General features: G+C 62.7%; 26 protein-coding genes and 2 pseudogenes. 19 read left to right on the forward strand and 9 right to left on the reverse strand.

Going from position 1 to position 26,212, the window contains the following annotated elements:
- Nucleotides 1–62: 62 nt before the first annotated feature.
- The 3 genes from E3O11_RS13190 to E3O11_RS13200 all read right to left on the reverse strand — a co-directional run bounded on the left by E3O11_RS13190 (nucleotide 63) and on the right by E3O11_RS13200 (nucleotide 3,778).
- The gene (locus E3O11_RS13190; RefSeq protein WP_277871282.1) at nucleotides 63–686 is read right to left on the reverse strand and encodes a transposase; all 624 of its coding nucleotides are present in this window, start codon (nucleotides 684–686) and stop codon (nucleotides 63–65) included.
- Nucleotides 687–852: 166 nt separating this feature from the next.
- On the reverse strand, nucleotides 853–1,245 hold the full coding sequence (locus E3O11_RS13195; protein WP_092453215.1) for a DUF6262 family protein: 393 nt from the start codon (nucleotides 1,243–1,245) through the stop codon (nucleotides 853–855).
- A complete protein-coding gene (locus E3O11_RS13200; protein ID WP_092453218.1) occupies nucleotides 1,238–3,778 on the reverse strand; it encodes a tyrosine-type recombinase/integrase in 2,541 nt (846 codons plus the stop codon). Before E3O11_RS13200 ends, E3O11_RS13195 begins: the two co-directional genes overlap by 8 nt.
- Before the next feature lie 261 nt (nucleotides 3,779–4,039).
- On the opposite strand from E3O11_RS13200, the pseudogene E3O11_RS13205 reads away from it, so the two are divergent.
- From E3O11_RS13205 to E3O11_RS13225, 5 genes and pseudogenes are all read left to right on the forward strand, one after another.
- A pseudogene (locus E3O11_RS13205) lies at nucleotides 4,040–4,351 on the forward strand (integrase core domain-containing protein); the annotation flags it as partial.
- Between the two features lie 437 nt (nucleotides 4,352–4,788).
- The gene (locus tag E3O11_RS13210) at nucleotides 4,789–5,958 is read left to right on the forward strand and encodes a hypothetical protein (protein ID WP_166787586.1); all 1,170 of its coding nucleotides are present in this window, start codon (nucleotides 4,789–4,791) and stop codon (nucleotides 5,956–5,958) included.
- An 823-nt stretch (nucleotides 5,959–6,781) separates the two neighbouring features.
- On the forward strand, nucleotides 6,782–8,170 hold the full coding sequence (locus tag E3O11_RS13215) for an SCO6745 family protein (protein WP_139226628.1): 1,389 nt from the start codon (nucleotides 6,782–6,784) through the stop codon (nucleotides 8,168–8,170).
- A 416-nt stretch (nucleotides 8,171–8,586) separates the two neighbouring features.
- Nucleotides 8,587–8,856, forward strand: a complete 270-nt coding sequence (locus E3O11_RS13220) for a helix-turn-helix domain-containing protein (protein ID WP_092448714.1) — start codon at nucleotides 8,587–8,589, stop codon at nucleotides 8,854–8,856.
- Complete coding sequence (locus E3O11_RS13225) at nucleotides 8,849–10,093, forward strand: type II toxin-antitoxin system HipA family toxin (RefSeq protein WP_092448713.1); 1,245 nt, start codon at nucleotides 8,849–8,851, stop codon at nucleotides 10,091–10,093. Before E3O11_RS13220 ends, E3O11_RS13225 begins: the two co-directional genes overlap by 8 nt.
- Before the next feature lie 685 nt (nucleotides 10,094–10,778).
- On the opposite strand, the gene E3O11_RS13230 is transcribed toward E3O11_RS13225, so the two are convergent.
- On the reverse strand, nucleotides 10,779–11,183 hold the full coding sequence (locus E3O11_RS13230; protein ID WP_092448712.1) for a nuclear transport factor 2 family protein: 405 nt from the start codon (nucleotides 11,181–11,183) through the stop codon (nucleotides 10,779–10,781).
- A 2-nt stretch (nucleotides 11,184–11,185) separates the two neighbouring features.
- On the reverse strand, nucleotides 11,186–12,760 hold the full coding sequence (locus E3O11_RS13235; RefSeq protein WP_092448711.1) for a purine-cytosine permease family protein: 1,575 nt from the start codon (nucleotides 12,758–12,760) through the stop codon (nucleotides 11,186–11,188).
- Between the two features lie 95 nt (nucleotides 12,761–12,855).
- Between E3O11_RS13235 and E3O11_RS13240 the strand changes: the two genes are divergently transcribed.
- From E3O11_RS13240 to E3O11_RS13255, 5 genes are all read left to right on the forward strand, one after another.
- Nucleotides 12,856–13,524 carry a cyclase family protein gene (locus E3O11_RS13240; protein WP_092448710.1) on the forward strand — a complete coding sequence of 223 codons (669 nt, stop codon included), beginning with the start codon at nucleotides 12,856–12,858 and terminating at the stop codon, nucleotides 13,522–13,524.
- 70 nt (nucleotides 13,525–13,594) lie between these two features.
- Nucleotides 13,595–14,533, forward strand: coding sequence for an agmatinase (speB, locus tag E3O11_RS13245; protein ID WP_092448709.1), 939 nt, complete (start codon nucleotides 13,595–13,597; stop codon nucleotides 14,531–14,533).
- A 113-nt stretch (nucleotides 14,534–14,646) separates the two neighbouring features.
- Complete coding sequence (locus E3O11_RS13250) at nucleotides 14,647–15,231, forward strand: cupin domain-containing protein (protein WP_092448708.1); 585 nt, start codon at nucleotides 14,647–14,649, stop codon at nucleotides 15,229–15,231.
- A 205-nt stretch (nucleotides 15,232–15,436) separates the two neighbouring features.
- Nucleotides 15,437–15,580 carry a hypothetical protein gene (locus E3O11_RS17700; RefSeq protein ID WP_158251635.1) on the forward strand — a complete coding sequence of 48 codons (144 nt, stop codon included), beginning with the start codon at nucleotides 15,437–15,439 and terminating at the stop codon, nucleotides 15,578–15,580.
- 172 nt (nucleotides 15,581–15,752) lie between these two features.
- On the forward strand, nucleotides 15,753–16,214 hold the full coding sequence (locus E3O11_RS13255) for an SRPBCC domain-containing protein (RefSeq protein ID WP_241991034.1): 462 nt from the start codon (nucleotides 15,753–15,755) through the stop codon (nucleotides 16,212–16,214).
- A 219-nt stretch (nucleotides 16,215–16,433) separates the two neighbouring features.
- Here the strand turns inward: E3O11_RS13255 and E3O11_RS18275 are convergent.
- The 4 genes and pseudogenes from E3O11_RS18275 to E3O11_RS13270 all read right to left on the reverse strand — a co-directional run.
- Nucleotides 16,434–16,898, reverse strand: a pseudogene (locus E3O11_RS18275) (aminotransferase class I/II-fold pyridoxal phosphate-dependent enzyme); the annotation flags it as partial.
- A 15-nt stretch (nucleotides 16,899–16,913) separates the two neighbouring features.
- The gene (locus E3O11_RS18280) at nucleotides 16,914–17,075 is read right to left on the reverse strand and encodes a hypothetical protein (RefSeq protein ID WP_166791268.1); all 162 of its coding nucleotides are present in this window, start codon (nucleotides 17,073–17,075) and stop codon (nucleotides 16,914–16,916) included.
- A 255-nt stretch (nucleotides 17,076–17,330) separates the two neighbouring features.
- Nucleotides 17,331–17,735 carry a B3/B4 domain-containing protein gene (locus tag E3O11_RS18580; protein ID WP_307725664.1) on the reverse strand — a complete coding sequence of 135 codons (405 nt, stop codon included), beginning with the start codon at nucleotides 17,733–17,735 and terminating at the stop codon, nucleotides 17,331–17,333.
- Nucleotides 17,736–17,838: 103 nt separating this feature from the next.
- Nucleotides 17,839–18,447 (reverse strand): helix-turn-helix domain-containing protein, encoded by a 609-nt coding sequence (locus tag E3O11_RS13270; protein WP_233195269.1) that lies wholly within the window; start codon nucleotides 18,445–18,447, stop codon nucleotides 17,839–17,841.
- Between the two features lie 66 nt (nucleotides 18,448–18,513).
- On the opposite strand from E3O11_RS13270, the gene E3O11_RS13275 reads away from it, so the two are divergent.
- The 9 genes from E3O11_RS13275 to E3O11_RS13315 all read left to right on the forward strand — a co-directional run bounded on the left by E3O11_RS13275 (nucleotide 18,514) and on the right by E3O11_RS13315 (nucleotide 25,918).
- Nucleotides 18,514–19,419 (forward strand): dihydrodipicolinate synthase family protein, encoded by a 906-nt coding sequence (locus tag E3O11_RS13275; RefSeq protein WP_092448706.1) that lies wholly within the window; start codon nucleotides 18,514–18,516, stop codon nucleotides 19,417–19,419.
- Between the two features lie 422 nt (nucleotides 19,420–19,841).
- Nucleotides 19,842–20,378: a phosphatase PAP2 family protein gene (locus E3O11_RS13280; RefSeq protein ID WP_166787587.1), complete on the forward strand. Its 537-nt coding sequence runs from the start codon at nucleotides 19,842–19,844 to the stop codon at nucleotides 20,376–20,378.
- Complete coding sequence (locus tag E3O11_RS13285; RefSeq protein WP_092448704.1) at nucleotides 20,368–21,042, forward strand: response regulator transcription factor; 675 nt, start codon at nucleotides 20,368–20,370, stop codon at nucleotides 21,040–21,042. The genes E3O11_RS13280 and E3O11_RS13285 overlap by 11 nt, the downstream gene beginning before the upstream one ends.
- Entirely contained in the window at nucleotides 21,039–22,052 is a 1,014-nt protein-coding gene (locus E3O11_RS13290; protein WP_092448703.1) for a sensor histidine kinase, read from the forward strand. The genes E3O11_RS13285 and E3O11_RS13290 overlap by 4 nt, the downstream gene beginning before the upstream one ends.
- Before the next feature lie 129 nt (nucleotides 22,053–22,181).
- A complete protein-coding gene (locus E3O11_RS13295; protein ID WP_092448702.1) occupies nucleotides 22,182–23,000 on the forward strand; it encodes a COG4705 family protein in 819 nt (272 codons plus the stop codon).
- Nucleotides 23,001–23,063: 63 nt separating this feature from the next.
- On the forward strand, nucleotides 23,064–23,726 hold the full coding sequence (locus E3O11_RS13300; RefSeq protein ID WP_092448701.1) for a DedA family protein: 663 nt from the start codon (nucleotides 23,064–23,066) through the stop codon (nucleotides 23,724–23,726).
- 222 nt (nucleotides 23,727–23,948) lie between these two features.
- Nucleotides 23,949–24,554 carry a response regulator transcription factor gene (locus E3O11_RS13305; protein ID WP_241994727.1) on the forward strand — a complete coding sequence of 202 codons (606 nt, stop codon included), beginning with the start codon at nucleotides 23,949–23,951 and terminating at the stop codon, nucleotides 24,552–24,554.
- A 190-nt stretch (nucleotides 24,555–24,744) separates the two neighbouring features.
- Nucleotides 24,745–25,500, forward strand: a complete 756-nt coding sequence (locus E3O11_RS13310) for a sensor histidine kinase (protein WP_092448700.1) — start codon at nucleotides 24,745–24,747, stop codon at nucleotides 25,498–25,500.
- 103 nt (nucleotides 25,501–25,603) lie between these two features.
- Nucleotides 25,604–25,918: a hypothetical protein gene (locus E3O11_RS13315; protein WP_092448699.1), complete on the forward strand. Its 315-nt coding sequence runs from the start codon at nucleotides 25,604–25,606 to the stop codon at nucleotides 25,916–25,918.
- Nucleotides 25,919–26,212: the final 294 nt, after the last annotated feature.

Consider the following 26,212-nt stretch of genomic DNA (forward strand, 5'->3'; position numbering starts at 1 on the left):
CGACCTGTCGGGCCGCCTCAGACCCCGACAGGCCCTGTCGAATCAATACGAAGTAACGACGCTTAACCGCTGCCGGCATCTTGTTCGGTGCAAATCTGACCATTGGTTTCTCCCTGCTCGGGATTCGCAACGACCAGTAGAAACTGCCCGCCGTTCAAGGGGCGGGACTGCCACGTTTGCATCTCCTCGATCACCTTGTCCGTGATGCGAGAGATCGTCTCTTTGGAGACCTGCGCACCGTAGATCTGATTGAAGTGCGCGCTGATCTCCCCGGTCGTGAGGCCGCGGGCATACAACGACAGCACAATCTCATCGACCCCGGTCAAACGGCGTTGTCGTTTCGGCACGATCACCGGAGTGAACGTGGCGTCCCGGTCACGAGGCACCTGGATGGTCACCGGCCCCGTCGAGGGGCTGATCACCGTTTTGGGCCGGGTCCCGTTGCGCACGTTGGATTCGTCACGCTCGTCCGGGGCACGGTTCTTCTCATGACCAAGATGCTCAGTCATTTCCTCGTTCAGAGCCGTCTCCAGGAACGTTTTCGTGAACTGGCCCAGCAGCCCTTCAGGCCCGTCCAGAGCCAGGCACTGCTCCTTGGCCAGGCGCACCCATTCCCTCGCCGCCACCGCCTCACGGGTGGGCTCATTTTTCGTCTTCTTCGTCACAGCATCAAGTGTCGTCATCACGGCACCTTTCCCGCCAGACCCACGACCAGCGCGTCAGGCCGGAAACACCGTTTAAGAGACAGCCCCTCCTCGGCATAATCGGAGTTCTTTTGATCGGTTTCGTTGTCTTACTGGTGTTTGTGGGGTTGTGACGTCGTGGACATGTCCTCGATGGACGAGCTGGAGCTCATGATCGGCTGGTGATTGCGGCGGTCCGTTCGACACCGAGGCGGCGCGCGAGCTGCTCGCGCAGCTCGTGGTTCTCGGCGCGCAGCCGGGTGACCTCTTCGTGGTAAGTGTGGAGCTGTTGGCGCAGCGAGTCGGCGGTAGCCCGCTCGGCGGACGGCACTGCTGCTGACACCGTGGTCGCAGGCCGGCTGCGTAGTTCGTCGATCTGTTGGCGGAGCTTGTCTTGGCGGTAGAGCCAGGAGCGGGACACTCCTGCGGCCTCGGCGACGTGACGGTAGGTGACTGGCGCGCCGCGGCGAGTGAGACGTTCCACCACGTGCTCGGCCCTGTGCAAGGTCGCGTTGTGGCGGGCCTGCGCCGCATCGCGTAGCCGTTGCACACGGTCAGACATGGCCGTCGTTCTGCGGACGTAGGGCTTCCAGCGAGGCGATGATCTTGTCGAGGCTGAACAGGACCTTGCCGTGGTTGTCGGCTTGGCGCTGCCGGCCGGAGTCTTCGGCGACGGTGAGTAGTTCGCGAGTGCGGTCGGCCTGCTGCTGGTGGATGGGCAGGAACTCGACGGTGGTCTGGAAGTCAGGGCAGGTCAGGCATGCGTTGGGGTGCGGGCACTCCTGTTGCGGCGGCCGGCCGCAGTACCCGTTGGGCAGGGTGTCGGTCGCCCGGGCGAGGCGGTGTTTGACCCACTCGGCGTCTGCTGTCACCGCGCTCGGGTCGAAGCCGAGCCGTCGGCCCTCGACGTCGACGCGGGTCAGGCAGTAGCGTTCGAACTCGGCCCGAATGGTGCTGTCGTGCATGTGGGCATAAACGGCGGTCATTTCCGGGCTGGCGTGGGTGAGGAGGCGTTGGATGACGTGCTGCGGCACTCCGGCGTTAATCAGTCGGGTGCCGAGCGAGTGTCTGAGCTGGTGGATGGTGACGTGGACGGCGCGGCCGGCCTCGTCGTGCAGGCCGATGCGTTGCTGCCAGATGGTGAACGCCCGTCGTAGCGTGTCGTAGGGCACCGGCAGATCCGGGGCGAAGCGGGAGGGGAAGAGCCATTCCGATCCGTCCGGGTGGGTTTCGGTGACCGTGCGCTGCTGGGCGCGGATCGCTTCGGCGGCCCGTTTCGACAGCGGCAGCAGATGTTCGGCGCGCATCTTGGAGGCGGTGAAGCGCAGGCATGGCCAGCCCGCGCTGTCGACCAATAGCGGGTTGGATCCCAGGGTGCACGCATCGGTGGCGCGGAGCCCGGTTTCGGTGATCAGCACAACAAGGTTCTGGTAGCGCGCCTCCAGCTGGGCGAGGTTATCGGTGTTCTCCAGCTGACTCATCACGAACTCGGGAATGAAGCGAGGCAGGCTGTGCCGGCGGCTGGACAGCTCATCCGGATAGATCACCGCGGTGGTGGGGATGGCAGGCGCCCAGCCGTGGCGGCGGTTCTCTTCGAGGAAGCCCCGCAGGAACACCCGCGACAGCGCCTTGGTCGAGTCGGCCAGCGGCTGTGCGGCGAGCCAGGCCAGGTAACGTTCCAGCAGCGGCCGGTCGATCTGCTGCGGCTGCACGGCCGCCGGGGCGCAGCCGGCGATGAAGTCCGAGAAACGTTTGAGCGCGGCCGCGCCGGCACGGATCGTATTGAACGCGTGCCGGTCGAAAGTCGCTGCCGAGCCCAGCGTTTCGCGGCCTGTCGCAGCCATGCCTGCTCGATGCCGGCGAAAGCGACCGAGTCCCGGCCGCGGGCAGCGGGCACTCCCAGCGCTCCGGCATGCCAGACGTCGGCGGCGTAACGCTCGTCCAATTCCTGCCCCGCACCCGGCACCCGCTGCAGCGCGCTGGCGGGCATCATGTCGCTCACGAGGGGTCAGCTTTCGTCCACGCGTTGCAGCGTTGCAGCGTTCCAGCTCGGCGCGAAGATCCCCGACGTCCAGGTGAATGTAGGTCTGCGAGGTCGTCGTCGAGGAGCGGTGGGTCAGTAGCCGGGCCACGACCTCCACCCCGACCCCGTGACGCAGCAAGTCGGTTGACCGGGTGTGACGCAGCATGTGCAAGGTGAAGTCAATCCCGGTGCGCGCACGCAGCTTACGGACCAGTTGATACACCGCCTGGTACCGCAGCGGGCGGCCGCACGGTTCGGCGAAGAGGTTCACGAACACGTAGTCCGACTCGCACTCGCCATACTCCTCGAACATGTAGGCGGTGTAGAGGCGAGCCAACCCCGCAGACATCGGGAGCGTATGCACGTCCAGGGTTTTCGCCCGGGCACCATTGGCGTTGTCTGGGCGAGGAACGATGCGCACCTCGCGGCGATGCGAAACGAAATCGGCGTGTCGCAGACCGAGAGCCTGGCCCACCCTCATGCCCGTCTCTGCGAGAAGAACCAGCAAGAATCGGTCACGCAGATGCTCGCACGCCTCGATCAGAGTAAGGACCTGCTCGTCCGTCAGCGTGCGGGGCAACCGACGCTCCTGTCTCAACCGCAGCGGCCTGGTGGCCACCGGCTTCCCCGCGGTGACGTGATGAAGGAACGGGCGGTAGCCGCCGCGGTTCGAGGACCGCCACGCCACCAACACCTGAGCCAGCTCCACCCCGTTACGAGCCCGATAGTCGTAGAAAGCGAACAACGCCGCCAGATGCTTGTTCACCGTCGCCGGGCAGCAGCGGCCCATGCCACCGGCCAGCACCGTCACGTTCTCCGCCGGGGCACGCAACCAAGCCACGAAACGTGAGACGTGATCGATCGTGGCCGCATCAGCCACAACGCCGATCCGGCTCAAGAACACCAGCCACATCTTCAGGCTCGTCGCGTACGTGCGCACCGTCGTCGGTGACCGGTCCAACGCCTGCAAGTGCGCCAAAAACGCCTCCACCGTCGGCACCGGCTCACCATCGTCGTCGAGCACCGTCCACGACTGCGAACCATCCGGCATCACCACCAGCTGAACTCGCATCTCGACCTCCTCGTCCTGATAGCCCCACCGTAGGACGAGCCACCGACACTCCCGAACGCTCGCGCCACCGCGGTCGCCACAGCCCCGGTCGGGGGTGAAGAACGCCCCAACTGACCCCGCTCGGACACGCTCGGACACGCTCGGACACGCTCGGACACGCTCAAGAGAACATGTCCACCACGGTCGAACAAGGGCAGAAACGCTACGTCGTAGACACTGCCAGGCCGCTAAAGAGAATCGCTGTTAAGCCGAATTCGGCTTAACAGCGACAGAGGCTCGCAATACACCTCGGGCGACTTCCAAAAGTGGTGCGCCGCGAACGGCATCACCCAGTCGAGGGGCGCCGTCGGCGTGTGTTGGGACAACGCTGTTGCCGAGAGCTTTTTCTCACATATGAAGACGGAGATGTACTACCAGCAGGACTTCGACAACCACCTCGCCGCGAGGACCGCGGTGATGGAATACATCGAATCTTGGTACAACCGGCGTCGACCTCATTCGCACAACGGAGGGTTGCAACCCGCGGCCGCGCTGGCCGCACATCGCGACCGCCGCCAGATGGCTGCGGCGTAGAAGAAAAACACATCAGATTGTCTCAATAACTTGACGGGCGCAACCATTCCTGGAGGTCGGCCAAGGTGTATTGCGAGCCTCGGTCGCGGTTAAGCCGAGTTCGGCTTATTTCAGAGTGCGGCACCCAAGACGCCTCGGCCTAGATCACCGAGCTCGCGGGGATCTACACCACTCGAGGGGACGCAACCCTCCTGTATGGTTTCCCTGAGGGTCTTTTAGCTGCAGCAGGTTGCAGACGTCCGGAATCCTAAGAGTTGCTAATCCAGAAATTATAGAACCAAATGGCACACACATTAGTAGAGCTCGGCATTTTCGGGCTTTCTCTCCTTGTGATTGTTCGTCTTGTTCCCGAGATCGTGGGATTTTTACGAAATAGATCCACTCGTTGGACCGCGTTTGGGCTGCTAATTTTTTGCATAGGTGCATTCCTTGGGGACATGGAATTCCTAGCCGATGTGACCGTATATAAGCTGGTTTACACACTCCCACTGATCCTTGGCTTTCTCTCCCCACTCGTGAGCAAGTGCGTCGCCCCGGTACATGCCATCTCAGTGTCATCAGTGGTCTTCGTATTGATGTTGTGGTTATGGCTAGTCGGGGTCAACATTGTGCAGAACACCACTGCTGTGGATGAAGGTGCGCTCTTGATTCGGCTCGCGCCCGGATTGATCTGGATTGCGTTGCTCCTTACTCAGGGGCGTTCACCGCTCAATAGGCGGATGCTTTCTGTGATGATCACCTTCGCCCTTGCTGTTCCTGGACTAATGGTTCCTTTCGCAGACGAGGTGTGGCGAGCTTGCGACCTAACGAAGTGTGGTGTTTTTGACGGCATGCTTACGGGGCTCTATTCCTCAGAGAACTTCATGGGGCTGCAAGTAGCGTTCGTCACAGTTCTGCACCTTGTCACATTTGGCCTTAGACGATCCTTATACCTACTTCCACTCTCAATTCTTTGGCTACTTGCGACTGAGTCACGCACTGCGCAATATGCCTTGCTGGCAGCCTTAACTGCCGCGATGGTCCTGTGGCTTGGTAAGAGAGTGGTGAAAACTGGTTCGGGACGCGTTGACAGCCTGGTTAAACGCATGTTTCTCACCGTATTCCCCATTGTCTTTGTCTTCATCGCGGCATGCTTTGCATTTACAAGCAAACCTAGCGATTTCACTGGACGAGCATGGGTTTGGGGGAGAGCGCTTGAAGTCCTCACTGGTAACGAAGTAGTTGGCCTTGGGGTGGACGGCTGGGTGATCAACCAGCAGACCGGACTCCTGCCGTCTAACCTAGGCGCACACAGCCTCTATATATTTCTGTTTTTCTCCGGTGGCGCCATCGCTCTGGTCGTCTTTGTGCTTTTCATCAGGCAAGCGATGATCTCGTCACTGCGCCATGACGGTGACCTCGCTCCGGGAGTTGTCCTTGGCTCAGTCTTTCTCGTGTTGGGACTGCTTGAGGTGGTTTGGAACCCTGCAGCTATCGATGGATTGTCATGGATTCCGCTGTCACTTGTCATCATGAATGGCCACAAGGCCCCTAGTCCCGGGCGGGTGGGGGACTCGGCTGAGAAGCGAGATAAACTGCAGGGTCAAAAGGAGAGAAGCGCACCATGACGCCGAGTTACCCGGGAGTTTCCGTTATTGTCCCAACGGTCGGGAGGCAGGAGTTGTACCTTGCCATCGCCTCGGTCTGGGCACAGGACTACCCTTGGTCCGATTGAACTCATTGTCGTTGGTGACCTACCGGATGGAGTCCTTGACAAAACTTTGATCGCGGGTGTGGATGTGACGCTCTACACAGGGGTGGCAAGCGCGGTGGGCCGCTCGAAACCGCGGAGGTGCCACATGCGCATGGGAATGCGTAGCTCTTCTCGATGATGATGAATGGCTGCCTTGGAAACTCTCAAATCAAATCCCGGCTTTCAAAGACCAAGATTCCGATGTTGTCGGCACTCAAGTTGTCTACCGAAACCCTCTCTGTCAACCTTGGATAAGGCACCGGGATCGTCCCGAATAGTGTCGTAGAGGGCGGGGAAGGAGTTCCCCTTGACGAACGCAGGAATGACAGGACTCAGCTCGACNTCGCGCGCTCTAGACCGAAGAGCTCCTCGTCAGGTCGAGACTACTCGAGGTTTTGGCGCGTGCCTTGAAGACTCAATAAGGAGCAGGGCGCAAACCGTCGGTCCCGGGTTCAAGTCCCGGCCGCTCTACTGTAAATTTCATCTGATCAGGGCTTCTTGTCTGTACCGAAAGGGCAAGACTTGACTCACCCATAGTTTATCCATTGCTGATTCCAAAATTTCCGTCCTTCTGGGGTTCCCATAGAGAAGGTGCACGACCCGGTTCGAGTCATCTGGGATGACCTCGATCCATTCGGCCGCGGCGTCGTGGGCGCTGGGGATGTTTCAGTCTGCCATCGCTGTTTCACCACCCTGGCGTGAGCCACTTCCGTCTCGTGCACGATTGCAGTCTGCGTCGACGCAGCATCCTGTTCGCTGCCCGGAAGCGCGCGATGGGCTCGGTCGACCTGATAGTTGGTACGCGCGAGGTCGTGGCCGACCTTCTTGGCGACGAACTCTTCGCATTGGATGGCTGCGCCGTCGCGGTCGACCTGGAAGATGTGCGCTTAGCCTTCGGCGACGACGATGTGGCCTTTGGTAAAACGGGATGCCCGGTCCGCGGTGGCGCGGTAGGCGACGAGATTGTAAAGCGTCTGCTCGATGGCGGTAGTGCGATACACGCTGCGGAATCTGTCGGGCCTGTTTCGTCTTCGATTCGAATGAAAATCAACTGTTTGCGCGCACGCGCCTTTCCCGCCTGTCCTGGACGGCTACGTCCGCGACGGGCCAGCGGTGGGCGGCGCTTCGAGGCCGGTGTTGCCGCGCGCAATAGACTTGGGAAGATGCGGCGACAAGGGAGACGAATGAGCGAGCTGGAGCATCACGTTCGGGCACTGTGGACGTTGTTTGAGCCGATCCACGCGGTGACGTATTTCTCCCCGGAGGCGAGGGAGGCGTTCGCGGGTATCGGACTCACCCGTTATTGGGACGGATACTTCGCCGGTCGCGCAGCCCCGCTCGGGGCGGTGACGGCTGCTCCGGTGGTGGCGATTTTCAGTGGGTTCGCTCCGTTCTTGGTCGAGCGGGTGCTGCCGGCTGTGTGGTCGACGGTGACCGTCGACCGGGTCCTCGACGCGCGGTCGCGGGGTGCAGCAGCGACGTTGCGAAACCTCGTGCCCGACGAACGATCTGTCGCCGAAGCGGCTGACGTACTTGCCAAGATAGCGGCTCGTGTCGACACCATTGGTCGACCTCTCGCGGCGGCGAACAGCGCGCTGGCGGTGGAGGCGGATCCGTATCGCCGGCTCTGGCAGGCCGCTGCCACGCTTCGCGAGCATCGCGGTGACGGTCATGTTATGGCACTGGTGGAGGGCGGGATCGCGGGCATCAGTACTATCGTGTTGCGCAGCGCGGTGGATATCGACGCGACGAGTGTGCGGAAGGCGCGTGGCTGGACAGAGGAAGAGTGGGCTGTCGAAGTCGAAGAGCTCATGGCTCGTGGGCTGCTGACCGGCCAGGGCGAGATCAGCGAGAATGGCAGGGTGGCAGTGGAGCGCGCCGAGAACATGACCAACCAGCTGGCGGTCGGTCCGTGGCGCGGATTGAACGACGCTGAGATCGCACGTATCGCCCGCACGCTCGCGCCCATCGCGAGAGTGTGCCAAACGGTTTTTCCGTTTCCAAACCCGATCGGGATGCCCCGGCCCTGGGATCCGAATCTCGACCCGAACGCATCCGCCGTCCCGGTGTCGCCGCGGGCGAGTTGACTGATTCCCCTGTGATATCGAGCAAGCCAACTGCGGCTCAGTAATTTGCCTGAAAGTGCGACGTCGGAGGTCCCGCTTGCGGGCCTGGATTGTGCTCGTTGACAACGGAATACATCTGACGTATGACTACACCAGCCGGCGGGACGTGACCTCGCTGATTGGATAGGTGGTTGTCCGAGCCGCGGTACGTCACGCCATCATACCGACGCCGATGCATCCCCACTCATCCGGTCGGCAGGCCACTCCCTCGCAAATTTTCAGAGATCATGCAGTCACCAACCGCCAGGTCGTGCGCTCCGCAAGTGGGGCCAGTTCAGTATTCGTCCCTACGACGGTAATAAAGCCTTCGCCCCAATTGACGGCGATATTGCCATCAGCTAGTCTGAAGGGAATAAGACCTTCGCGAGGAGAATGTCATGGCAGCACGTGGAGAAGTGAAGGGTCCTGAGGGTCTCGGTCGAATGCTGCAGCAGGGCCGTCTCGTGCGCGGCTTGACGCAGCGTGATCTCGCGGACAGGTTGGAGACCGACCAGAAGTACATCTGGGGTTTGGAATCCGGAAAGAACACCATCGTGCTCGAGCGCATCTTTGCGATCATGCGGGAGACCGGTATCCGCATGTATATGGAGGTCGATCCAGGCACCGACGGGCCCCAAGACGACGTTGTGGATGAGCCCCGTGGGTGACTTACGCGTCGAGCTATACGGCGAACTGGTTGGGCATCTGGTCGGTGCGGACCGTCGCACGTTTGATTTCGTAACCGCGAAGAACGCCATCGAGACCTTTGGGCTCGGTAGCACAATTCTCTCCGCATCGGTGCCGTTCGACCTGGTCAGCAACCGCAGCCGGGCAGCGCGAAGACGCAACTTCTTCGCCGAACTCTTACCCGAGGGCACCGCTCTGGACAACCTCGCCGCGGGGATCAGAGTCTCCACCGACGACACCATTGCGCTGTTGGCACGGTTTGGCCGCGACGTCGCCGGCGCTATTCAGATTTACGATCCAGAGGGGCCGGGGGAGCCGCGCACGCCGGCCGTCGCGCTGGTTGACGGGGTCGAAGTGGGCCGGATGCTCACCAATACTCAAACCGCTCCTCTCGGAAACCGGCCGCAGTCTGGGCGCACGTCCTTGGCCGGCGTCCAAGACAAGATCGTGCTCGCACGACAGGATGACCACTGGTTTCAAGTCCTCGAGGGGTACCCGTCGACCCATATCATCAAGCCATCGTCCGTGCGCTACCCGACCATCACCTTCGACGAAGAATACGGCTTCCGAGCCGCCAAAGCGGCCGGCCTCACCATGCTCCACACCTGGATCGAAGACTTCGGCGGAGTCCCCGGTCTGGTCATCGAGCGCTATGACCGATCACCGCACGCACCCCAGGGACGCCTTCACCAAGAAGACATGAACCAAGCTCTCGGCGCATCAAAGAACGAGAAATATCAAGAGTACGGCGGCAAGGTCTCCCTCAAGCGCATAGCGGATGTCCTCGGTCGCGACGGCGACCGAGCGTCCGTCGAGCAGCTCCTCCGGCTCCTGACCGTCTCGCAGGCCGTGGGTAACCTTGATATGCACGCCAAGAACGTCAGCATGCTCCACCTCCCGGACGGCGGCACGAGAATCACCCCGGCCTACGATGTCGTTCCGCAAACGCACCTCGACAGCGACGGCAAGATGGCTCTGGCCGTCAACCGAAAATACAGTCATGCCGCCATCATGATCGATGACCTTGTGGCCGAAGGCGAGGCGTGGAAAGTGCGCACTCCCCGGTTGATCATCACGTCCGTGCTGGAGACCGTGGAATCCTTTGCCCGTTCAGAGACTCCGGCCACGCAGGCTTATGCCGAGCTCCAGGACGACATTATGCGGTTCACCAAGAACCTCCTCAGCGGACGTCCCACGGGTAGCAACGTCGGCGCGTGAGAACTTGACGCACACATGTTTATTCAACGTTTATCGCTCCGAAACCCGCCGAGACGGCCCGAGGTGTTGAGATAATGACGACGACATCTCACGCAAGAAGCTCCAGATCAGATCGAGAAAAAGCGAGACTAACCGAGGTTTGAATGCGAGCCGAGTATCAGCCTAAATGGCCTCGGTGCAAACCGTCGGTCCCGGGTTCAAGTCCCGGCCGCCCTCCTGTAATTTGCATCTGATCTGGGATTTTATCCGGCAAAAATCGTCGAGATTTGACTATAAGAACATCTGTCTCGGGTTCAATTCCGAGAGCGTCGTCAAAACGACACCTGATCAGGTCTTCTCTTCACTGGCGAACGTGTCACATTCGGAATATTTCCATTAGTTCTGGGTTCAAGTCTCACCACCGCGATTGGAATTCGCTTTGATCAAGAGTTTTCAGTCCGCACAGATGCAACGACACCCGATGTGATTGACGTATATTCCTCAAAGCTGCCTATTGTTGGCGCTGGCGCAGAAGACGCTCAAATCATCTTAGAGTTACTAAGAGCGACCGCGATCGCCGATGGGTGAGGGGTGCCGAATGCCTCCTGAGTTTCAGCCTTGATTCACATTTAACCACGAGGGACCTGGCCAAGTATTTCGACGTGTCCGCTCCATTGAAACGAAGCCCGCTATCGGCGCCGGGGAGTTAGTCCGCGGCGTTGTTGGTGCGCATAGACAGGTGCTCGTGGATACCGAGCCAGGTTCCGCCTGTGAGTGAAAGCACGATGGTCTCAGATTCTTGACTTGTCGACCGTTCGCCCGCAACTTCGGAGACTGTCTCGACATCGTGGGTGAACACGGCGACGGAGCCAACCAGCTGAATGCGGCGGTTCGTAGACGTGCATGAGATGACCGTGAATCCGTCTGATTCCCATTCCAGCCAGAGCTGCTCATACTCTTCCCGCGACTCCAGGCGCCGCCCGACGTTGTGGAACATGAAGGTTGCCTGCGGGCTGAACCGGGCGAAATAGGCGTCGCGGTGGTGATGGCCGAAGTCCTCGATGATCTGGTCGGCTGCGGCCAACGCATCCGCTGTCACTGCTTCGGACATGCTCACGTTGCGGCTCCGACTCGGCGTGCTGCGACCTTGGCGGCGGTGGACGAATGGTCGGTTTCGATGGCAGGGATAGTCGATTCTCTGGTTGGTACGCCGCGTGCGCCTTGATCACCAAACACGAATCGGGGCTCGGGAAAGATCCAAAGCGCTCCAAGATAGAGTACGGCCGCCGAGATCACGGCGATCGCGAGGCTGAGATCGACGCCGCCGCCCAGATTGATGAAGGGTCCAACGATGATGGGCGGGTAGTTCGCAAAGAGCAGTCCGAGGGTAGCGGCTCCGATCCAGGCGACCATTCCGCGCCAGTTGACTCCGTTGTTGAACCAGTAAGCGCCGCCGATTTCACCGCGGTTGAAAACCTGGAGATCGCGCGGGCGAAAGTTGCCTCGGCGCACGATGTAGCCAATGGCCATGATGACCATCCATGGGGTGGTCGTGACGATGATGGCGCCGACGAAAGCGTTCACGGCGCCGAGCAGGTCGAAGAAGATGCGGCCGGTCAGGATGAAGAGGAAGGCGACGATGCCGATACCGATGGTGGCCTGGGCGCGGGTGAACCGAGGAAAGACCGAAGAGAAGTCGAGGCCCGTGCCGTAGAGGGAGGTCGTGCCCGTCGACAGTCCGCCGATGAAGGCCACTCCCATGAGGAGTACCGCGTACCAGATGGGCGATGCCTGGATGAGGGCGACGACGTAGTCGCTCTCGCCAGCGACGATCGTTGCGGTCGCCACACCGAAGAGGAAGGGAATGAGGGTGAGGGACTGGCCGATCAGTGTTGCGCCGAGGATCTTGCGAGTCGGGGTGGTGCGGGGGATGTAGCGGGACCAATCTCCGAGGAACGCCCCGAACGAGATGGGGTTGGAGGCCACGATGAGCGCGGCGGCGACGAATGTCGGCCAGAAGGAGCCGAGCGCGAAGGCCGCGGGTCCGGGATTGTAGGAGCTGTCAAACACACCGTTGAACGCGACTATAGCCAGAAGGATGAGGATCGTGTTGGCGATGACCGCGGTCTTGTTCACCAGCAGCATGAACTGATAGCCGTACACCACCACGACGATGACGATCACTCCGATCACTCCGTAGACCAGGGTGCGAAGTCCGATTGAGTCCGTTATGCCTCCAAGCCGGGTGAGCGCGCCCACGAGTGCGTCGCCACTGACCCACACCGAGATGGAGTAGAAGGCGATGGCGGTGAGAAGGGAGAGGAACGAGCCGACCACTCGCCCGCGCACGCCGAAGAATGCAGCGGATGACACCGCGTTGTTGGTGCCTGTTTTCGGGCCGAATAGTCCCATCGGCATCAGGAAGAACGTGCCGACGAGCACTCCGCAGATCGTTGCGAGGGCGGCTTGCCAGAAGGAAAGGCCAAGGACGATCGGGAAGGTACCGAGCAGCACGGTGGCAAACGTGTTCGCGCCGCCAAACTGGATGCGGAGGAGGTCGAGCCAGGTCGAGGTACGGTCGGCGTCGGGAATGGTGTCGACGCCGAGGGTTTCAACCTCGGTGATTTTTGGCCGCGCGTTTAGCTCGACGGCGGGCGCGGTGTGATGAACGCCATTGTTGTCACTCATGGGTTTGCCTTTGACTCGTGGAGGGGGGCCGGCGGAGGCGGCAGGTTTTGATCGACACTAGCGGGATGTTGTCTCCTGTGCAATAGTTTTTGACTATGAAGACAAACAAGGTCGTGGATCTCTCCCTCCTGGTGAACGCAGACACCCAGGTCTATCCGGGAGATCCTGTGCCACGGTTTGACCCGCACAGCACGATCGATCGCGACGGCTTTAACCTTCTCTCGGTGTCCATAGGGTCACAAACGGGCACCCACGTTGACGCTCCGTACCACTTTGATGATGCGGCCAAGAAACTCGATGAGTTGCCGCTGGACCGGTTCGTCGGCACAGGTGTACTCGTCGACGCCCGTGCCGCGGGCGCGCGCGGTCGCATCACGTGGTCGTACTTCAAGCCCGTCGAGGCGCAACTTCTGCCGGGAGCTATCGTGCTTCTCCACACGGGATGGAGCGCGCACTGCGGCTCACCGACGTACTTCGACAATCCATTCCTCGACGCCGATGCCTGCGCCAAACTCATTTCCCTGGGCATTCGCACCTTCGGGATCGACGCGATCAACATCGATGAGACACCGGACTCCACCCATCACGGTGAGGGCTTTCCCGTGCATCACCTTATTGCAGACGTTGACGGAGTGATCTGCGAGAACCTCACGAATCTTGCGTCGGTCGACTTCGATGAGCCCTTCATCTCTCTGCTGCCCATCGCCTTCGAGGCGGCGGATGGAGCGCCCGTGCGGGCTGTCGCGCTGCAACTTACGCCATAGGCAGGCCGCACTCCCTGTCACCACCGGCTCGCAGATCACTCTTCCACCGACTCCCTCCAAGAAAGCTCCCATGAACAATCCGATCGGTCCATCCGACGCCAGCATTTCACCCCGTTATGCCGGCATCGCCACCTTCGCCCGACTTCCCCGCATCGAAGACGTGCCCAACGCAGACATAGCCGTTGTGGGTGTGCCGTTTGACAGCGGGGTCAGCTACCGTCCCGGAGCCCGCTTCGGCCCGGCCCACGTGCGCGAGGCCTCCCGGCTGCTGCGGCCCTACAACCCCGTGCAGGATGTAGAGCCGTTCGCCACTCAGCAGGTCGTCGACGCAGGAGACATTGCGGCGAACCCCTTCAATATCGACGAGGCAGTCGCTCAGATTGAGGCAGAGGCAACCCGTCTCGGCGCTGGCGGAACACGACTGCTGACGATTGGGGGGGACCACACCATCGCCCTTCCCCTGCTGCGGGCGGTCACCAAGGTGACGGGCCCGGTCGCGGTGCTGCACTTCGACGCTCACCTCGACACGTGGGACACCTACTTCGGCGCACCTGTGACCCACGGCACGCCCTTTCGCCGCGCATCCGAGGAGGGTTTAATTGACCTCGAAGCCAGCCTGCACATCGGTATTCGTGGCCCGCTCTACGGCCGCAAGGACCTCACCGATGACGCCCGCCTGGGCTTCGCCGTCATTGCCGCCCACGAAGTCGAGACCGAGGGCGTTGCCGGAGTCGTAAAGCGGATGCTGGCCCGCCTCGGCAACCGCCCGGTATACGTGTCCGTCGATATCGATGTTCTCGACCCCGCTCACGCTCCCGGAACCGGCACCCCGGAAGCGGGCGGGCTGACGAGCAGGGAATTGCTGGCCATCATCCGTGCGCTGAGCGCCGTGCGGATCGTCGGAGCCGACGTCGTCGAAGTCGCCCCCGCCTACGACCATGCGCAGATTACGGCCGTTGCCGCCTCCCATGTCGCCTACGAAATCCTTTCGGCCATGACACCGCGCTAAGCCCGGCCCGCGGCGACACCGGCCGTGCGCATGGCGGGGAGCGGCGAGAGATCGCGAGATACTGGGAAACAGTCCCATGTCAGGTCGAAACGCGTTAAGAAAGGCAAGGCACTGTGCGAGCTCTCAACCCGGCACCATCGGGCGCACCGCTCGCGATCGGAGCGAAACTCCGGGCAACGCGGCTAGCCCAGGCCTTGACGATCGCGGACGTAGCCGCGGCAAGTAACCTCAGCACCGGCTTCATCAGCAGAGTGGAGCGAGACGAGACCTCGCCCAGCGTGTCTTCGCTCGTGGCACTGTGCCAGGTGCTTTCCCTTCAGCTCGGCTCGCTCTTCGAGGCGCCCGATAACGAGGTCATAGCCCTCGCCGATGCGGCACTCATCAACATGGGTGGGAAGGGCGCGATCGAAAAGCTGCTCACCCCACGGGGCGAGTCACGGGTGCAAGTACTCCGCTCGACCCTCGCCCCCGGAGCCTCAGGGGGAGACGAGCTCTACACGATCAACTGCGATGTCGAGGTGTTGCACGTGTTATCCGGGAGCCTCGTCCTTCGGCTGGTAGGAGGCGAAGTTGAGCTATCGGAGGGGGACACGATGACCGTCGCGGGGCGCCAACCCCACTCTTGGGACAACCGCAGTGGGGGACAGACCGAGCTTCTCTGGACCATCGTTCCGGCCGCATGGAGCGGCTCGTCCTGACGGTTCCCACAGTTCGGGGCAACGGTTTGAGCGCGATCCGGTGCAGGAAGATTCCTCTGGGAAATGCTACGCGCGATACTTTCGCCTGCCGACATCCGGTTCTAAAATAATCTTAGGCAGCCTCTTTTATGCGCCGTCGCGCGTTGCGATGGCATGACTCTCCGTCTTTCAGGTTCTTGTTGCCGAGCATCTGAAAGGCCGCGCCATGTTCGAACTTATTCTGGCCGCCACCGCCAGCACCTATTCTTTCTTGCGCCGGTTCATGCCGACCGCCATCGTGATCGACGCGATTAACACGCGGCGCGGGCTGAAGTGGGGCGTGCTGGCGATGCTGTTCGCCGTTCCGTAGGCGCTTGCAGCTATCTATTGCCGAGCACACATCCGCGTTCACCGCGCTCACCCGGCCGTGAGCAGATAGGCAATCATGGGTAGGCTCGATGAGGTGCGTTTGCTGAACTTGTTGACGTGCCGCTCGGCGGGCAATGTCCCGTCGCGCTCGGCTTGAACGTGAAGGAAACACCGTGTCTGATCACGCAAGAATCAAGGGGCACACAGTAACCCGCACCGTGCACATCGAGGCCTCGCGCGCGCGCGTCTGGAAGGCGCTGACCGACCCCGAGGTGATGGTCAAGTGGTTTGGCGACGGTGCGGGGTTCGCCGCGCTCGAACCCGGTGCTACTGGCAGCATCGACTGGGATGACTACGGCAGCTTCCCGATCGAAATCACCGAGGTCGTGCCCGACGGCTCGTTCGGCTTCCGTTGGTCGGGCATCCCCGCCGAACAGCTCGACGAGTACTCGACGCACGTGCGCTTCACCATCGCCGATGCTGGTACCGGGACGGATGTCACGGTGATCGAATCGGGCTTCGATACACTTCCCGGCGGCACCCGCTACCGTCGCGAACGTCTTGAGCAGAACCGGGAGGGCTGGGACGTCGAACTCGACGAGCTCGCGCTCCTCTTCGAGGGTGTCTCGGAGTAGCTCACGATGTCGGGAGTTGCTCGACGAGTTAGCCACGTTGCGCGGCCGGTAGAGGACTATGTGGCGGAGCGCAGAGGATGTGCGTGAAAGCTCCCAAAATCTGCCCAGAGCGCGGTTCGTAACCCCGCCGACGTCGACCAAGGCGTCATGGCGGATTCGGTCGATCAGGGCGGCGTTGCCGGTGACGACGCCGTCCATCGCGTCACCGTGACCGTTGATGTACTTCGTTAGGGAGTGCACGGCGAGATCGGCGCCGTGTTCGAGAGTGCGGAAGAACGGTGGGTGTGTGAAGGTTGCGTCCACGCTCAACAGGAGCCCCTTGTAGTGGGTGATAGCCGCGAGGGAGCTGATGTCGGCGACCTTGGTGGTGGGGTTCGCGATTGTCGCGACGTGGATCAGCTTCGTGCTGGGCCGGATTGCTTCCCGGACCGCGTCGTCGTCGGCGACGAAGGACGCTTCGATCCCGTACCGTTCCGGCGGCAGCTCAGAGAACAGTCGCCAGACAGCCTCGTAGGTGACGTCGGAGACGATCACGTGATCGCCAGTGCGCAGCAGGGTGAAGAATACCCCGTGTAGGGCCGCGACACCGGTCGCGAACGCTACCGTCACCTCCCCGCCTTCGAGCGCTGCGATCTTTCTTTCAAGGGCTTCCTGGTTGGCGGAACCATTCCGCCCGTAGACCAGCTGCTCGGTCGCTGATCAGTTCATCGATGCCGGGTCCTCGGGCAGCAAATAGGAGTTCGCCATCACCAACGGGCTCCGGATCGCGCCCGTACCGGCATCGATGCGGTTACCACCATGGACGGCCCAGGTGAGGTCGCCAACGGTCGAGGCGTCGTGCTTGTCCGGTGAAGGCGTCATGGTAGTCCTGTTCCGGGAGGTAGAACGCGAGTGGCGAGGTCAGTTGGGGGTGGGGCGCGCGAGGATTCGCGATTCGACGCCGACGTGGGGGCCGAGCCGGGCGAGGTGGGTGGCGAGGTCTTCGTGCAGCTGCTCGTCGGTCATCGCGGCAAGCGCATCCAAGATGAACAGGGCACGTGTGGTGCTGTCGCTCAGCCGCGTGCGGCGGCCTTGACGCCAGTTCCACCGCCGGCAGGTGACGCCGGCGTCATCGCACTAGACGACCTCACCGGAGTCGGGGTGCTCGGTGACGTCGGCGCCGCCGGCACTGGTATCGAAAGTGTCGTCGCCAGTGGCACGGATGAGGCGGGGTGCGCCGACGTAACGGTCAAGGTCCTCGCCGCCGAGAGGCACCTGATGCAGGACGGAGATCGCGTTATAGAGGTCCGTCAGCCGGTTCACCCGTGGCAGTCCGTCCCCGGCCCGGCGAAGGAGCGCCTCGAGGCTGTTCCTCGTGCGTTGCGGTTTCGCACCGAAGCCACGGTTGGCATCCCGCCACGCCGCAACGTGTGGCACCTCCTCGACCGGTGCTGCTGCCAGGAGGTGCCGGGCTGTTGTCTCCGCCTCGTGGAGCAGAGCGTCACCGGCGTCGTCGCTTTCCCCCAGGGTGAGGCCGGACACGGTGAGGAGGCAGGCGCGGTAGTCCGGTCGAAGCGCGAAGATCTCATCGTCGACGCAGGCCCCGCTGAGGAGGTCGTGTTAGGTCGTCATGGTGTTCCTGCCGTCAGGTGGTCTGGTGGGAGGGGCGTGGGCTGGACGTACCGACGCCGGGCTCGAAGACGGCAAGCGTGAACTCCGCAGTGGATTTCGACGTGTTCGCGTAGGCGTGCGCTTGGTCGCCATCGAACGCGAAGGTATCGCCGGGGCTGAGGCTCACCTCATCGGGGCCGACGGTGAGGTTCACCACGCCTCTGCCGACGTGCAGGATCTCTCGTGTGCCAGCAACATGGGGCGTGTTTTCGTGGGTATCTCCGGGGGCAAGGGTCCACTGCCACAGTTCCAAGACGTCGGGCGACGGGGTACCCGCAAGCAAAATTCCACTACCGCCGCTCGGGCTTGACCAAAGTTCCGCGCCGTCGCCGCGACGCGTCAGTGCCGCTGGAACACCGTCCCGGGCTGCGACCAGCGTCGGAAGGTCGATTCCGAGCGCATCACTGAGAAGGAGCAGGGTCGCCACGCTCGGGTTGGCCTCGCCTTTTTCGACCTTGACGATCATCCGACGGCTGACCCCGGACTGCGCCGCCACCTCATCGAGCGTCCACTTCAGGGCATGCCGGCACGCTCGAATGCGCGCGCCGATGACCGCCGCCAAGTCATCCGGTTCAACACCCACACGGTGCATTATAGTGCACTAGGGTGGAAGGACTGCCGCAGCTACTGCCATCCGAATGGAGTGCCCATGTTCACCGGTCTGAGCGCCTTCCCCTTGACGCCGCTCCGCAACGACGCATTCGACGAGACCGCCTACGCGGGGCTGATCGGGAAGTTGGTCACTGCGGGTGTCGACTCGATCACCGCTCTCGGCTCGACCGGGTCGTACATGTATCTGGACCGCGAGGAGCGACGCCGGGTGGCACTGTGCGCCGTCCAGCACGCCGAGACGGTGCCAGTGATCGTCGGCATTGGTGCGCTCCGCACCTCGCACGTCCTCGCCCTGGCGGAAGACGCGCAGGAAGCTGGCGCACGCGCCGTGCTGCTGGCACCGGTCAGCTACCAGCCGCTCACGGACGATGACGTCTTCGGGTTGTTCGAGGACGTGACCTCGAACCTGTCTGTGCCGTTGGTCGTCTACGACAACCCCGGCACCACCCACGTCACCTTCACCGACGACTTGTACGCCAGCATCGCCCGACTCCCGCAGGTGGCCGCGATCAAGATCCCGGGAGTCCCCGGAGTGCCAGCCCGTGCCGCCGCCCGGGTGCAAACAATCCGGGATGCGGTGCCCGCACACGTGACCGTGGGGGTCTCTGGTGATGCCTCGGCAGCGACCGGGTTGAACGCCGGATGCGACGCCTGGTACTCCGTGATCGGCGGAACACTCCCCGAACTCGCCCTCGCGATCACACGGGCCGCACAAGACGGCGATAGCAGCGAAGCCGAGCAACAGTCCGCGCGGCTCGAGCCGCTGTGGGCCCTCTTCGCCGAGCTCGGCGGGAGCTACCGGGTGGTTGCCGCGATCGCAGAACAACTGGGCTTGGTGGCCCCGGACTGTCTGCCGCGCCCCATCCGAGGGTTGAACGCTCCGGCACGCGCCCGCGTCGAAGCTGTGATGACCAGGCTGCAGCTCGGAGCCGAGACCGCGTGAGCTATTCGACAACCGCGGCCGCCACGGCCTGCAGGCCGCTGCGAATGCGGCTGTCCACCCGGTTTCCCACGGCCAGTTTACCGGGAGGTGCACTGCTTGTGTTCATCGCGTCGTTCGGTGAACTGCTCCGGGTAGGTGTTGAAGGAACCAACTCCTGCGGAGCGGGACTGAATGGTCAGTGAGAGCCCGTCCCGGCAGGCACAATTCTTAGACTGTTCTGTGACGTGACGGGTAAGTCTGGGGGGATGAGCTCAGAAACCCGACCACTGCACAGGTTCGTTCGGACCGCTCTTCCCGCGGCTGGAGTCATTCTCACCGTCATAGCCACTGGGTTCGTGGTCACCGGGTCGGCGGGGTGGACGGACGGGGAGATGAATGTTCTCCGGCAGGTAAACGCTGACCACAGCGCGCCTCTGGACGCGGTGGCCCTCGGCATTGACTGGCTGTTCAGCCCCGCAGTGGGCGTGGTACTGGTCTTGTTGGCAGCCGGATCGGTGCTGCTGTTGACCCGGCGACCCGGCGCGGCGATCCGCTTCGTGCTGGTGGTGATGATTCCCACGCTGGGCGCCGACGTGATCAAACTCCTGGTGCAGCGGGCGCGACCTGACATACCGTCGCTGCCGCACATCCTGCTGTTTGAACCGGGTGGTCTCAGCTTTCCGAGCGGACACACCAGCTTCGCCGCCTGCTTCCTGCTCGGGGTCGTCCTCGTCACGGCCGGTCACCGATGGCATCCGTTTGTGATTGGAACGGCCGCGGTGGTGGTGCTCGCCACGGCTACGGCCCGGGTCTATTTGGGGGTGCATTACCCGTCGGATGTGGTGGCGTCGATCGTTTACTCGCTTGCTGCCGTGGCGCTGGTGAACGCCGCCTCGGTGCTACTACTGGCACACTGGAGCGAACGTCGATCCGGCCTCCACGCTGGACCCGTGCACGGAGGAGTCTGGAATGCCCGCTGAGAGCACAGCTCGCCCCCGGCTGTTGTTAATCGAAGATGATGCCAAGCTCGGCCCGATGATCCGCGACGTGCTCACGGAAAACTACGATGTCACCCTGGTCGCCGACGGCGCGGAGGGACTCGCGGCCGGTCTCGCCGGCGAGTTCGAGGTGATGGTGATCGACCGGCGCCTGCCGACGCTGGACGGCCTCGGAGTGGTTGAAGCGCTCCGCCGCAAACTGGTGACCACTCCCATCCTGCTCCTCACTGCGCTGGGAACGACGGGGGACAAGGTGGCCGGGCTGGACATCGGCGCCAACGATTACCTGGTCAAACCGTTCGAATTCGATGAGCTCTTCGCCCGGCTCCGGGCCATCCGTCGGGTCTTCACCGGGGAGGGCCGCACGGTGCTGGTGGGCGCCTGGGAGTACTACCCCGACAGTCGAACGATCTATTCCCCGTATGACGGGCGCATCCTGCTGACGGTGAAGGAGAACGAACTGCTCAAATTGTTAGCGGATGCCCCACAACGCACGTTCTCCCGCCAGCAGATCCTGCAGACCGTGTTCAGCGCCGCGGACACCGCCGGGACGGTGGACACCTACGTGCATTATCTGCGGCGCAAGACCGAAACCGACATCGTCCTCACCGTGCGCGGTGCGGGTTACCGCCTGGGACAGCCATGATCCGAAGCAGAACCCGCATCGTTGACAGCGACACCCTCGCCATCCGTCGGGCCTCCCGACTCGTCGGGACCCGCATCGCGATCGCGTGCGCTGCGGTTGTCGCGGTGGTCATCGTGGCCGTCTTCGTTTACATCCTGTCCGAGATCTCGCCCGGTGAGCTGTTCGAACCGGTGCCCGACACCGACAACCTGCAGGTCAGCGCGGTCAACCTGCTGCGGGCCGCGGGAGTGTTGGGCGTGGCATTGATCATTCTGGCCGGTGTGTTGAGCTTTCTGGTCACCCGTCGGGCCGTGCAACCGCTCGGTGATGTGCTGCGCATCCAACGGGCGTTTGTCGCTGACGCCAGCCATGAACTCCGAACCCCGCTTGCGGTGCTTGATGCCCGCCTGCAAATTCTGCAGCGCACCCTCCCCGCCGATGATCCGTCGTCCTCGGTCGTTGCAGAGCTCCGCAGCGATGCGAAGGACCTCATCCACATCGTCAACGACTTGCTCGAATCTGCTGAAGTCGGCGGCGCGGCCGTGCACGATACCGTCGTCGTCGACCTGGTCGCTGCCGTCGAAGCCGCGGTGCAATCGATGGCACTGATCGCCGTCGACAAAAACATCACCATTGAAATGGATGCGGCCCAGCCCGCGCCGGTGCGTGTGCCCGCCTCCAGCATCACCCGATGCGCGGTCGCGCTGCTGGATAACGCTGTGCGCTTCGCCCCCAGCGGGTCGATCGTCGCGGTGGGCGTGGCCGTGACCAAGAAGACGGTGGTGGTCACCGTGCGCGATCGCGGCCCCGGCATTCAAGGCATCGACCCCGCCCGCATCTTTGATCGGTTCGCGCACTCCGGCGTGGCCGTTGACGGTGGCGGGGCCGCCCGAACGGGGTTTGGTATCGGCCTGTCCTTGGTGCGGGAAATTGCGGTGCGCTACGGAGGAGCCGTGCACGTCGTCGACAGCGGCGCCGCAGGCACAGCGATCAGCCTCACCCTCCCGCGCGCGAAGCCAGCCGCATCCTGATCCTGCTCCGTCGAGCAGGTCGCCGCTCACCTGGTAAAAAAATCCATTGCGATGATTGCCTTCTTCTGTGAGAAGTCTTAGACACCACCGTGTTCGCTGGTGTTACCGACCCCATCCCAGGAGGAACACATGTCCACGACCTCGACCCGCTCCACGACCGTTTCGCCCGTCCGGAACATCCTCACCAAGGTGCCCGAGGTCACCCTCATCTTCTGGGTGATCAAGGTACTCGCGACCACAGTGGGGGAGACCGCCGCGGACTTCCTCAACGTCGACCTCAACCTGGGACTGACGATCACGTCGATCATTATGGCGGTCCTGCTGGTCGCCGCGCTGATCGTGCAATTCAGATTGCAGAAATACACCCCGGCGGTGTACTGGCTGGCCGTGGTGCTCATCAGCGTTGTGGGAACTCTGATCACCGATAACCTCACCGACAGCCTCGGCGTTCCCCTGTGGGTGACGACGGTCGTCTTCGCCATCGCACTGGCCGCGACCTTCACCGTCTGGGCCATCTCGGAGAAGACCCTGTCCATCCACTCCATCTTCACGACTCGGCGGGAGTCGTTCTACTGGCTGGCCGTGTTGTTCACGTTCGCCCTCGGGACTGCGGCGGGCGACCTCGTCGCCGAAGGACTCAACCTGGGCTTCTTCGTCGCGCTGCTCGTCTTCGCCGCCGCCATCGCGCTGGTCGCTGTGGCGTACTTCGTCTTCCACTTGAACGCTGTGCTGGCCTTCTGGATCGCCTACATCCTGACCCGCCCGCTGGGCGCATCCACCGGCGATCTGCTGTCTCAGCCTGTCGCTGATGGCGGCCTGGGGCTGGGGACCACGGGAACGAGTGTGCTGTTCCTGGCCGTGATCCTCATCCTCGTGATCGTGCTCACCCGCCGCGCCCGCACCGCAGACGCCCAGCCGGAAGACGCCCAACTCACGGCCACCGCCTAAACACCTCGCGCAGCAGCGGATGCCCGGATCGCCTTCAGAAAACTCAGAGAAAGTCCCTGCAGCATGAACACCATGATCGCCACCGCACTACCCACGTCCGGTTTTCTGGATCCGCAATCTGTGATCGCCGGCGCCGGCGTCTGGGGCCTCGTGGTCGTCTGCGCGATCGTGTTCGTGGAGACGGGCCTGCTCGTCGGGTTCTTCTTGCCCGGGGATACCCTGCTGTTCTTCACCGGCGTGCTCGTCCTCAGCGGGGTGATCAGCCAGCCGCTCTGGATCGTCATCCCGGCCATCGCCCTATCGGCGGTGCTGGGCGACCAACTCGGGTACATTATCGGGCGCACGACGGGCCGACGCATTTTCGACCGGCGCGACTCTGGCCTGTTCAGCCGAAAGAGCGTCATCCGAACGCAGGGGTTCTTTGATCGGTTCGGCCCGGCGGCCGTCACCATCGCCCGCTTCGTACCGGTCGTACGCACCTCTGCCCCCGTCGCGGCCGGCGTCGGCAAAATGCGCCGGCGGGTGTTCACACTGTTCAACATCATCGGCGCCGTGCTCTGGACGACCGCGGTGGTGCTCCTGGGCTTCGGGCTGGCACACATCCCGGGCGTCGCCGACTTCGCCGCACGCTACATCGATCTCGTGCTGATCGGCATCGTTATGCTCTCCGTGGTTCCCGTCGTCATCCGAGCCCTCGTCTCACGCCGCCAGAATGATCGGGTGTGAGGATCAGCGGAACGCGGCAGTGCCTGCCGCAGTGATCGCCGTGAGGTTTCGGGCTTCTCATCCTGGTCTCCTCGGCCACGGTCTAGGGTCGAGGCTATGACCATCACCCGCTACCCGCCACGTCCGCAATCGGTCGGGCCGGGCAGCGTATGAAGGTGCTCGTTATCGAGGATGACGTCCGCATCGCGGACGTCATCCGTCGTACCCTCACCGAATCCGGCTATGCCGTCGATGTCGCCCACACCGCCCGACGGCGTGCAGGCCTTCGAAATTGACACCTACGATCTGGTCGTACTGGATTTGATGCTCCCGGGACTGCCGGGTGGAGGGATGGACGTGTGCCGATGCATCCGCTTGATCAATAGCGACGTGCCCGTGCTGATGCTGACCGCGCTGGATTCGATGCGTACCAAGGTTGAAGGGCTCGACGCCGGCGCCGACGACTACATCGTCAAACCGTTCCACCTGGTCGAGCTGTTGGCCCGCGTGCGGGCGCTCCTTCGGCGTTCTCCGCGGGCGTACGCACCCGTGCTGCAGGCGCAAGGGGTCTCCCTCGACCCCGCCACCCGCACCGCGATGCGGGCCGGGCGCACCATTGTGTTGACGGCGAAGGAATTCGCTGTGCTGGAATACCTGATGCGCAACGCCGGCACCATCATTAGTGCCACCGAGCTGATTGATCATGCGTGGGACAGCAACTATGAGGGATTCAGCAACGTCGTGCAAACCTACATCCGCTACCTGCGGCAAAAACTCACCCTGCCCGGCGAAACGGTCATCATCGAGACCCGGCGCGGCGCCGGCTACCTGATCCAAGCGGACAGCTGATGTTTCGCCGCGCGTTGGTTCGACTCACCGTCACCTACACGATTGTGCAGCTGGTGCTGTTCGCCGCGTTCGCGGTTGGCATCTACATCTTCGTCACCGGAACCTTCGATTTGACGCCGCTGAATCGGACGGTGCCGGCGCCATTAACGCGGCCGAGCAGGGCTTCGCTAACCTCCGCACCGGCCTGCTCGTGCTCTACGCCGTCTTGTTGGTGCTGATCCCGATCGCGAGTTTTCTCATGGCCCGCGCAGCCCTGGCACCGTTGCAGAAAAGCTACGAGCTGCAGCAACGCTTCGTGGATGGCGCCTCTCACGAGATGCGCAGCCCGCTCAGTGTCATTGAGGGCGAACTCGAACTCGCCCTGCTCAGCATCCGCACCCCGGCCGAGTATGAGCGGGCGATGCAGACCGCGCTCGACGCCGTCGGCGGCCTCACCCAGCTCACCAATGACCTCCTGCTGCTATCGCGCGGCGCGGGAGCCGAGCTGAAGAAAACGTACGAACTCGTCGACCTGAATGACCTTGTCCGCCTCGACATCGACGCGCGAGCCAGTAGCCCAGTGGATGCCGCCCGGCTGGACGTTCACCGGGGGCGGGCCGCGGCCGTTCTGGGCTCCCCGGCCCTGCTCGCTCGAGCGATCGCGAACGTCATCGACAACGCGTTGAAATTCACCCCGCCGACGGGCGTCATCACCGTCAGCACTGCCGTCCACGACAGGACCTGCACCGTCACCGTGCGGGACACCGGCATCGGCATGGACAACAACGACCTGAAACACGCCTTCGACCGGTTCTGGCGATCGGACCGGGCGCGATCACAGCCCGGGCACGGCATCGGCCTCAGCCTGGTGCAGCAGATCGTCCACGCGCACGACGGCCGCATCACGCTCACCTCACAAGTCGGCATCGGCACCACCGTGGCAGTGAATCTTCCCCTCCGCCCCTAAAGTGACTCTGTAGCTCTGGCTCTCACGCTTATCTCACGTGCCCCTCTTTAGCTTGGAAGTATGGCCCCGCAGTCGCGGAGCTCACTCACGAAAGGCACACACCATGCAGAAGAAGACGAAAATCGCCGGTGGCGCAGCAGTCGCTTTGGCTCTGGCCCTCGTCGGCGGCATCACCCTCACCGCCGGCGCCCAGTCCACTCCCGCCAGTCCCTCATCGTCCACCTCGCACGTCGAACGAGGCGTCACGTCGGCCGACACGGATAACGTTCAGGACGAGGTCGAAGACGGCACCAACGACGGCGAAACCGCCGACGAGTCCGGCACCGAGTCTGGTACCGAAACCGAAACCGAAACCGACACCGAGAACACGAGCGACGACATCAACGGTGTCGCCGTCGAAGACGGCACACAGGACTAACCCCTGATTAGGGATGGCCGGGGCACACATGCGCCTCGGCCATCCCTTCGTCAGCATCGGGTTTCTCCCAATGCTTCGGGCGTCCACAGAGTCGTCCACTGTTCCGTGCTGTGCGTGGCAATATTTTGGCAGCACTTGAATGAAATCGCATCGGTGTCCCGGGTGTTCAAAAGATTGAAAAACCCGGTAATCCTGCTGATCTGGGCGCGGTCCGCCGTCTGATTAGGGACGGTCTAGTTTTCAAATCCCACCGGTACGGTGGAGACCACGTCTCACAAGCTGGCGGCTGACGCC

It is taken from the genome of Cryobacterium levicorallinum, from assembly GCF_004402405.1.
Lineage (GTDB): Bacteria > Actinomycetota > Actinomycetes > Actinomycetales > Microbacteriaceae > Cryobacterium > Cryobacterium levicorallinum.

Bases quoted from the DNA above. Each gene is read 5' to 3' on its own strand.
- E3O11_RS13195 (WP_092453215.1), bottom strand. From the start codon at position 1,245: ATGTCTGACCGTGTGCAACGGCTACGCGATGCGGCGCAGGCCCGCCAC.
- E3O11_RS13200 (WP_092453218.1), bottom strand. From the start codon at position 3,778: ATGCGAGTTCAGCTGGTGGTGATGCCGGATGGTTCGCAGTCGTGGACG.
- E3O11_RS13210 (WP_166787586.1), top strand. From the start codon at position 4,789: ATGGAATTCCTAGCCGATGTGACCGTATATAAGCTGGTTTACACACTC.
- E3O11_RS13220 (WP_092448714.1), top strand. From the start codon at position 8,587: ATGGCAGCACGTGGAGAAGTGAAGGGTCCTGAGGGTCTCGGTCGAATG.
- E3O11_RS13230 (WP_092448712.1), bottom strand. From the start codon at position 11,183: ATGTCCGAAGCAGTGACAGCGGATGCGTTGGCCGCAGCCGACCAGATC.
- E3O11_RS13235 (WP_092448711.1), bottom strand. From the start codon at position 12,760: ATGAGTGACAACAATGGCGTTCATCACACCGCGCCCGCCGTCGAGCTA.
- E3O11_RS13240 (WP_092448710.1), top strand. From the start codon at position 12,856: ATGAAGACAAACAAGGTCGTGGATCTCTCCCTCCTGGTGAACGCAGAC.
- speB (WP_092448709.1), top strand. From the start codon at position 13,595: ATGAACAATCCGATCGGTCCATCCGACGCCAGCATTTCACCCCGTTAT.
- E3O11_RS17700 (WP_158251635.1), top strand. From the start codon at position 15,437: ATGTTCGAACTTATTCTGGCCGCCACCGCCAGCACCTATTCTTTCTTG.
- E3O11_RS18280 (WP_166791268.1), bottom strand. From the start codon at position 17,075: ATGACGCCTTCACCGGACAAGCACGACGCCTCGACCGTTGGCGACCTC.
- E3O11_RS13275 (WP_092448706.1), top strand. From the start codon at position 18,514: ATGTTCACCGGTCTGAGCGCCTTCCCCTTGACGCCGCTCCGCAACGAC.
- E3O11_RS13285 (WP_092448704.1), top strand. From the start codon at position 20,368: ATGCCCGCTGAGAGCACAGCTCGCCCCCGGCTGTTGTTAATCGAAGAT.
- E3O11_RS13290 (WP_092448703.1), top strand. From the start codon at position 21,039: ATGATCCGAAGCAGAACCCGCATCGTTGACAGCGACACCCTCGCCATC.
- E3O11_RS13295 (WP_092448702.1), top strand. From the start codon at position 22,182: ATGTCCACGACCTCGACCCGCTCCACGACCGTTTCGCCCGTCCGGAAC.
- E3O11_RS13300 (WP_092448701.1), top strand. From the start codon at position 23,064: ATGAACACCATGATCGCCACCGCACTACCCACGTCCGGTTTTCTGGAT.
- E3O11_RS13305 (WP_241994727.1), top strand. From the start codon at position 23,949: ATGCCGTCGATGTCGCCCACACCGCCCGACGGCGTGCAGGCCTTCGAA.
- E3O11_RS13315 (WP_092448699.1), top strand. From the start codon at position 25,604: ATGCAGAAGAAGACGAAAATCGCCGGTGGCGCAGCAGTCGCTTTGGCT.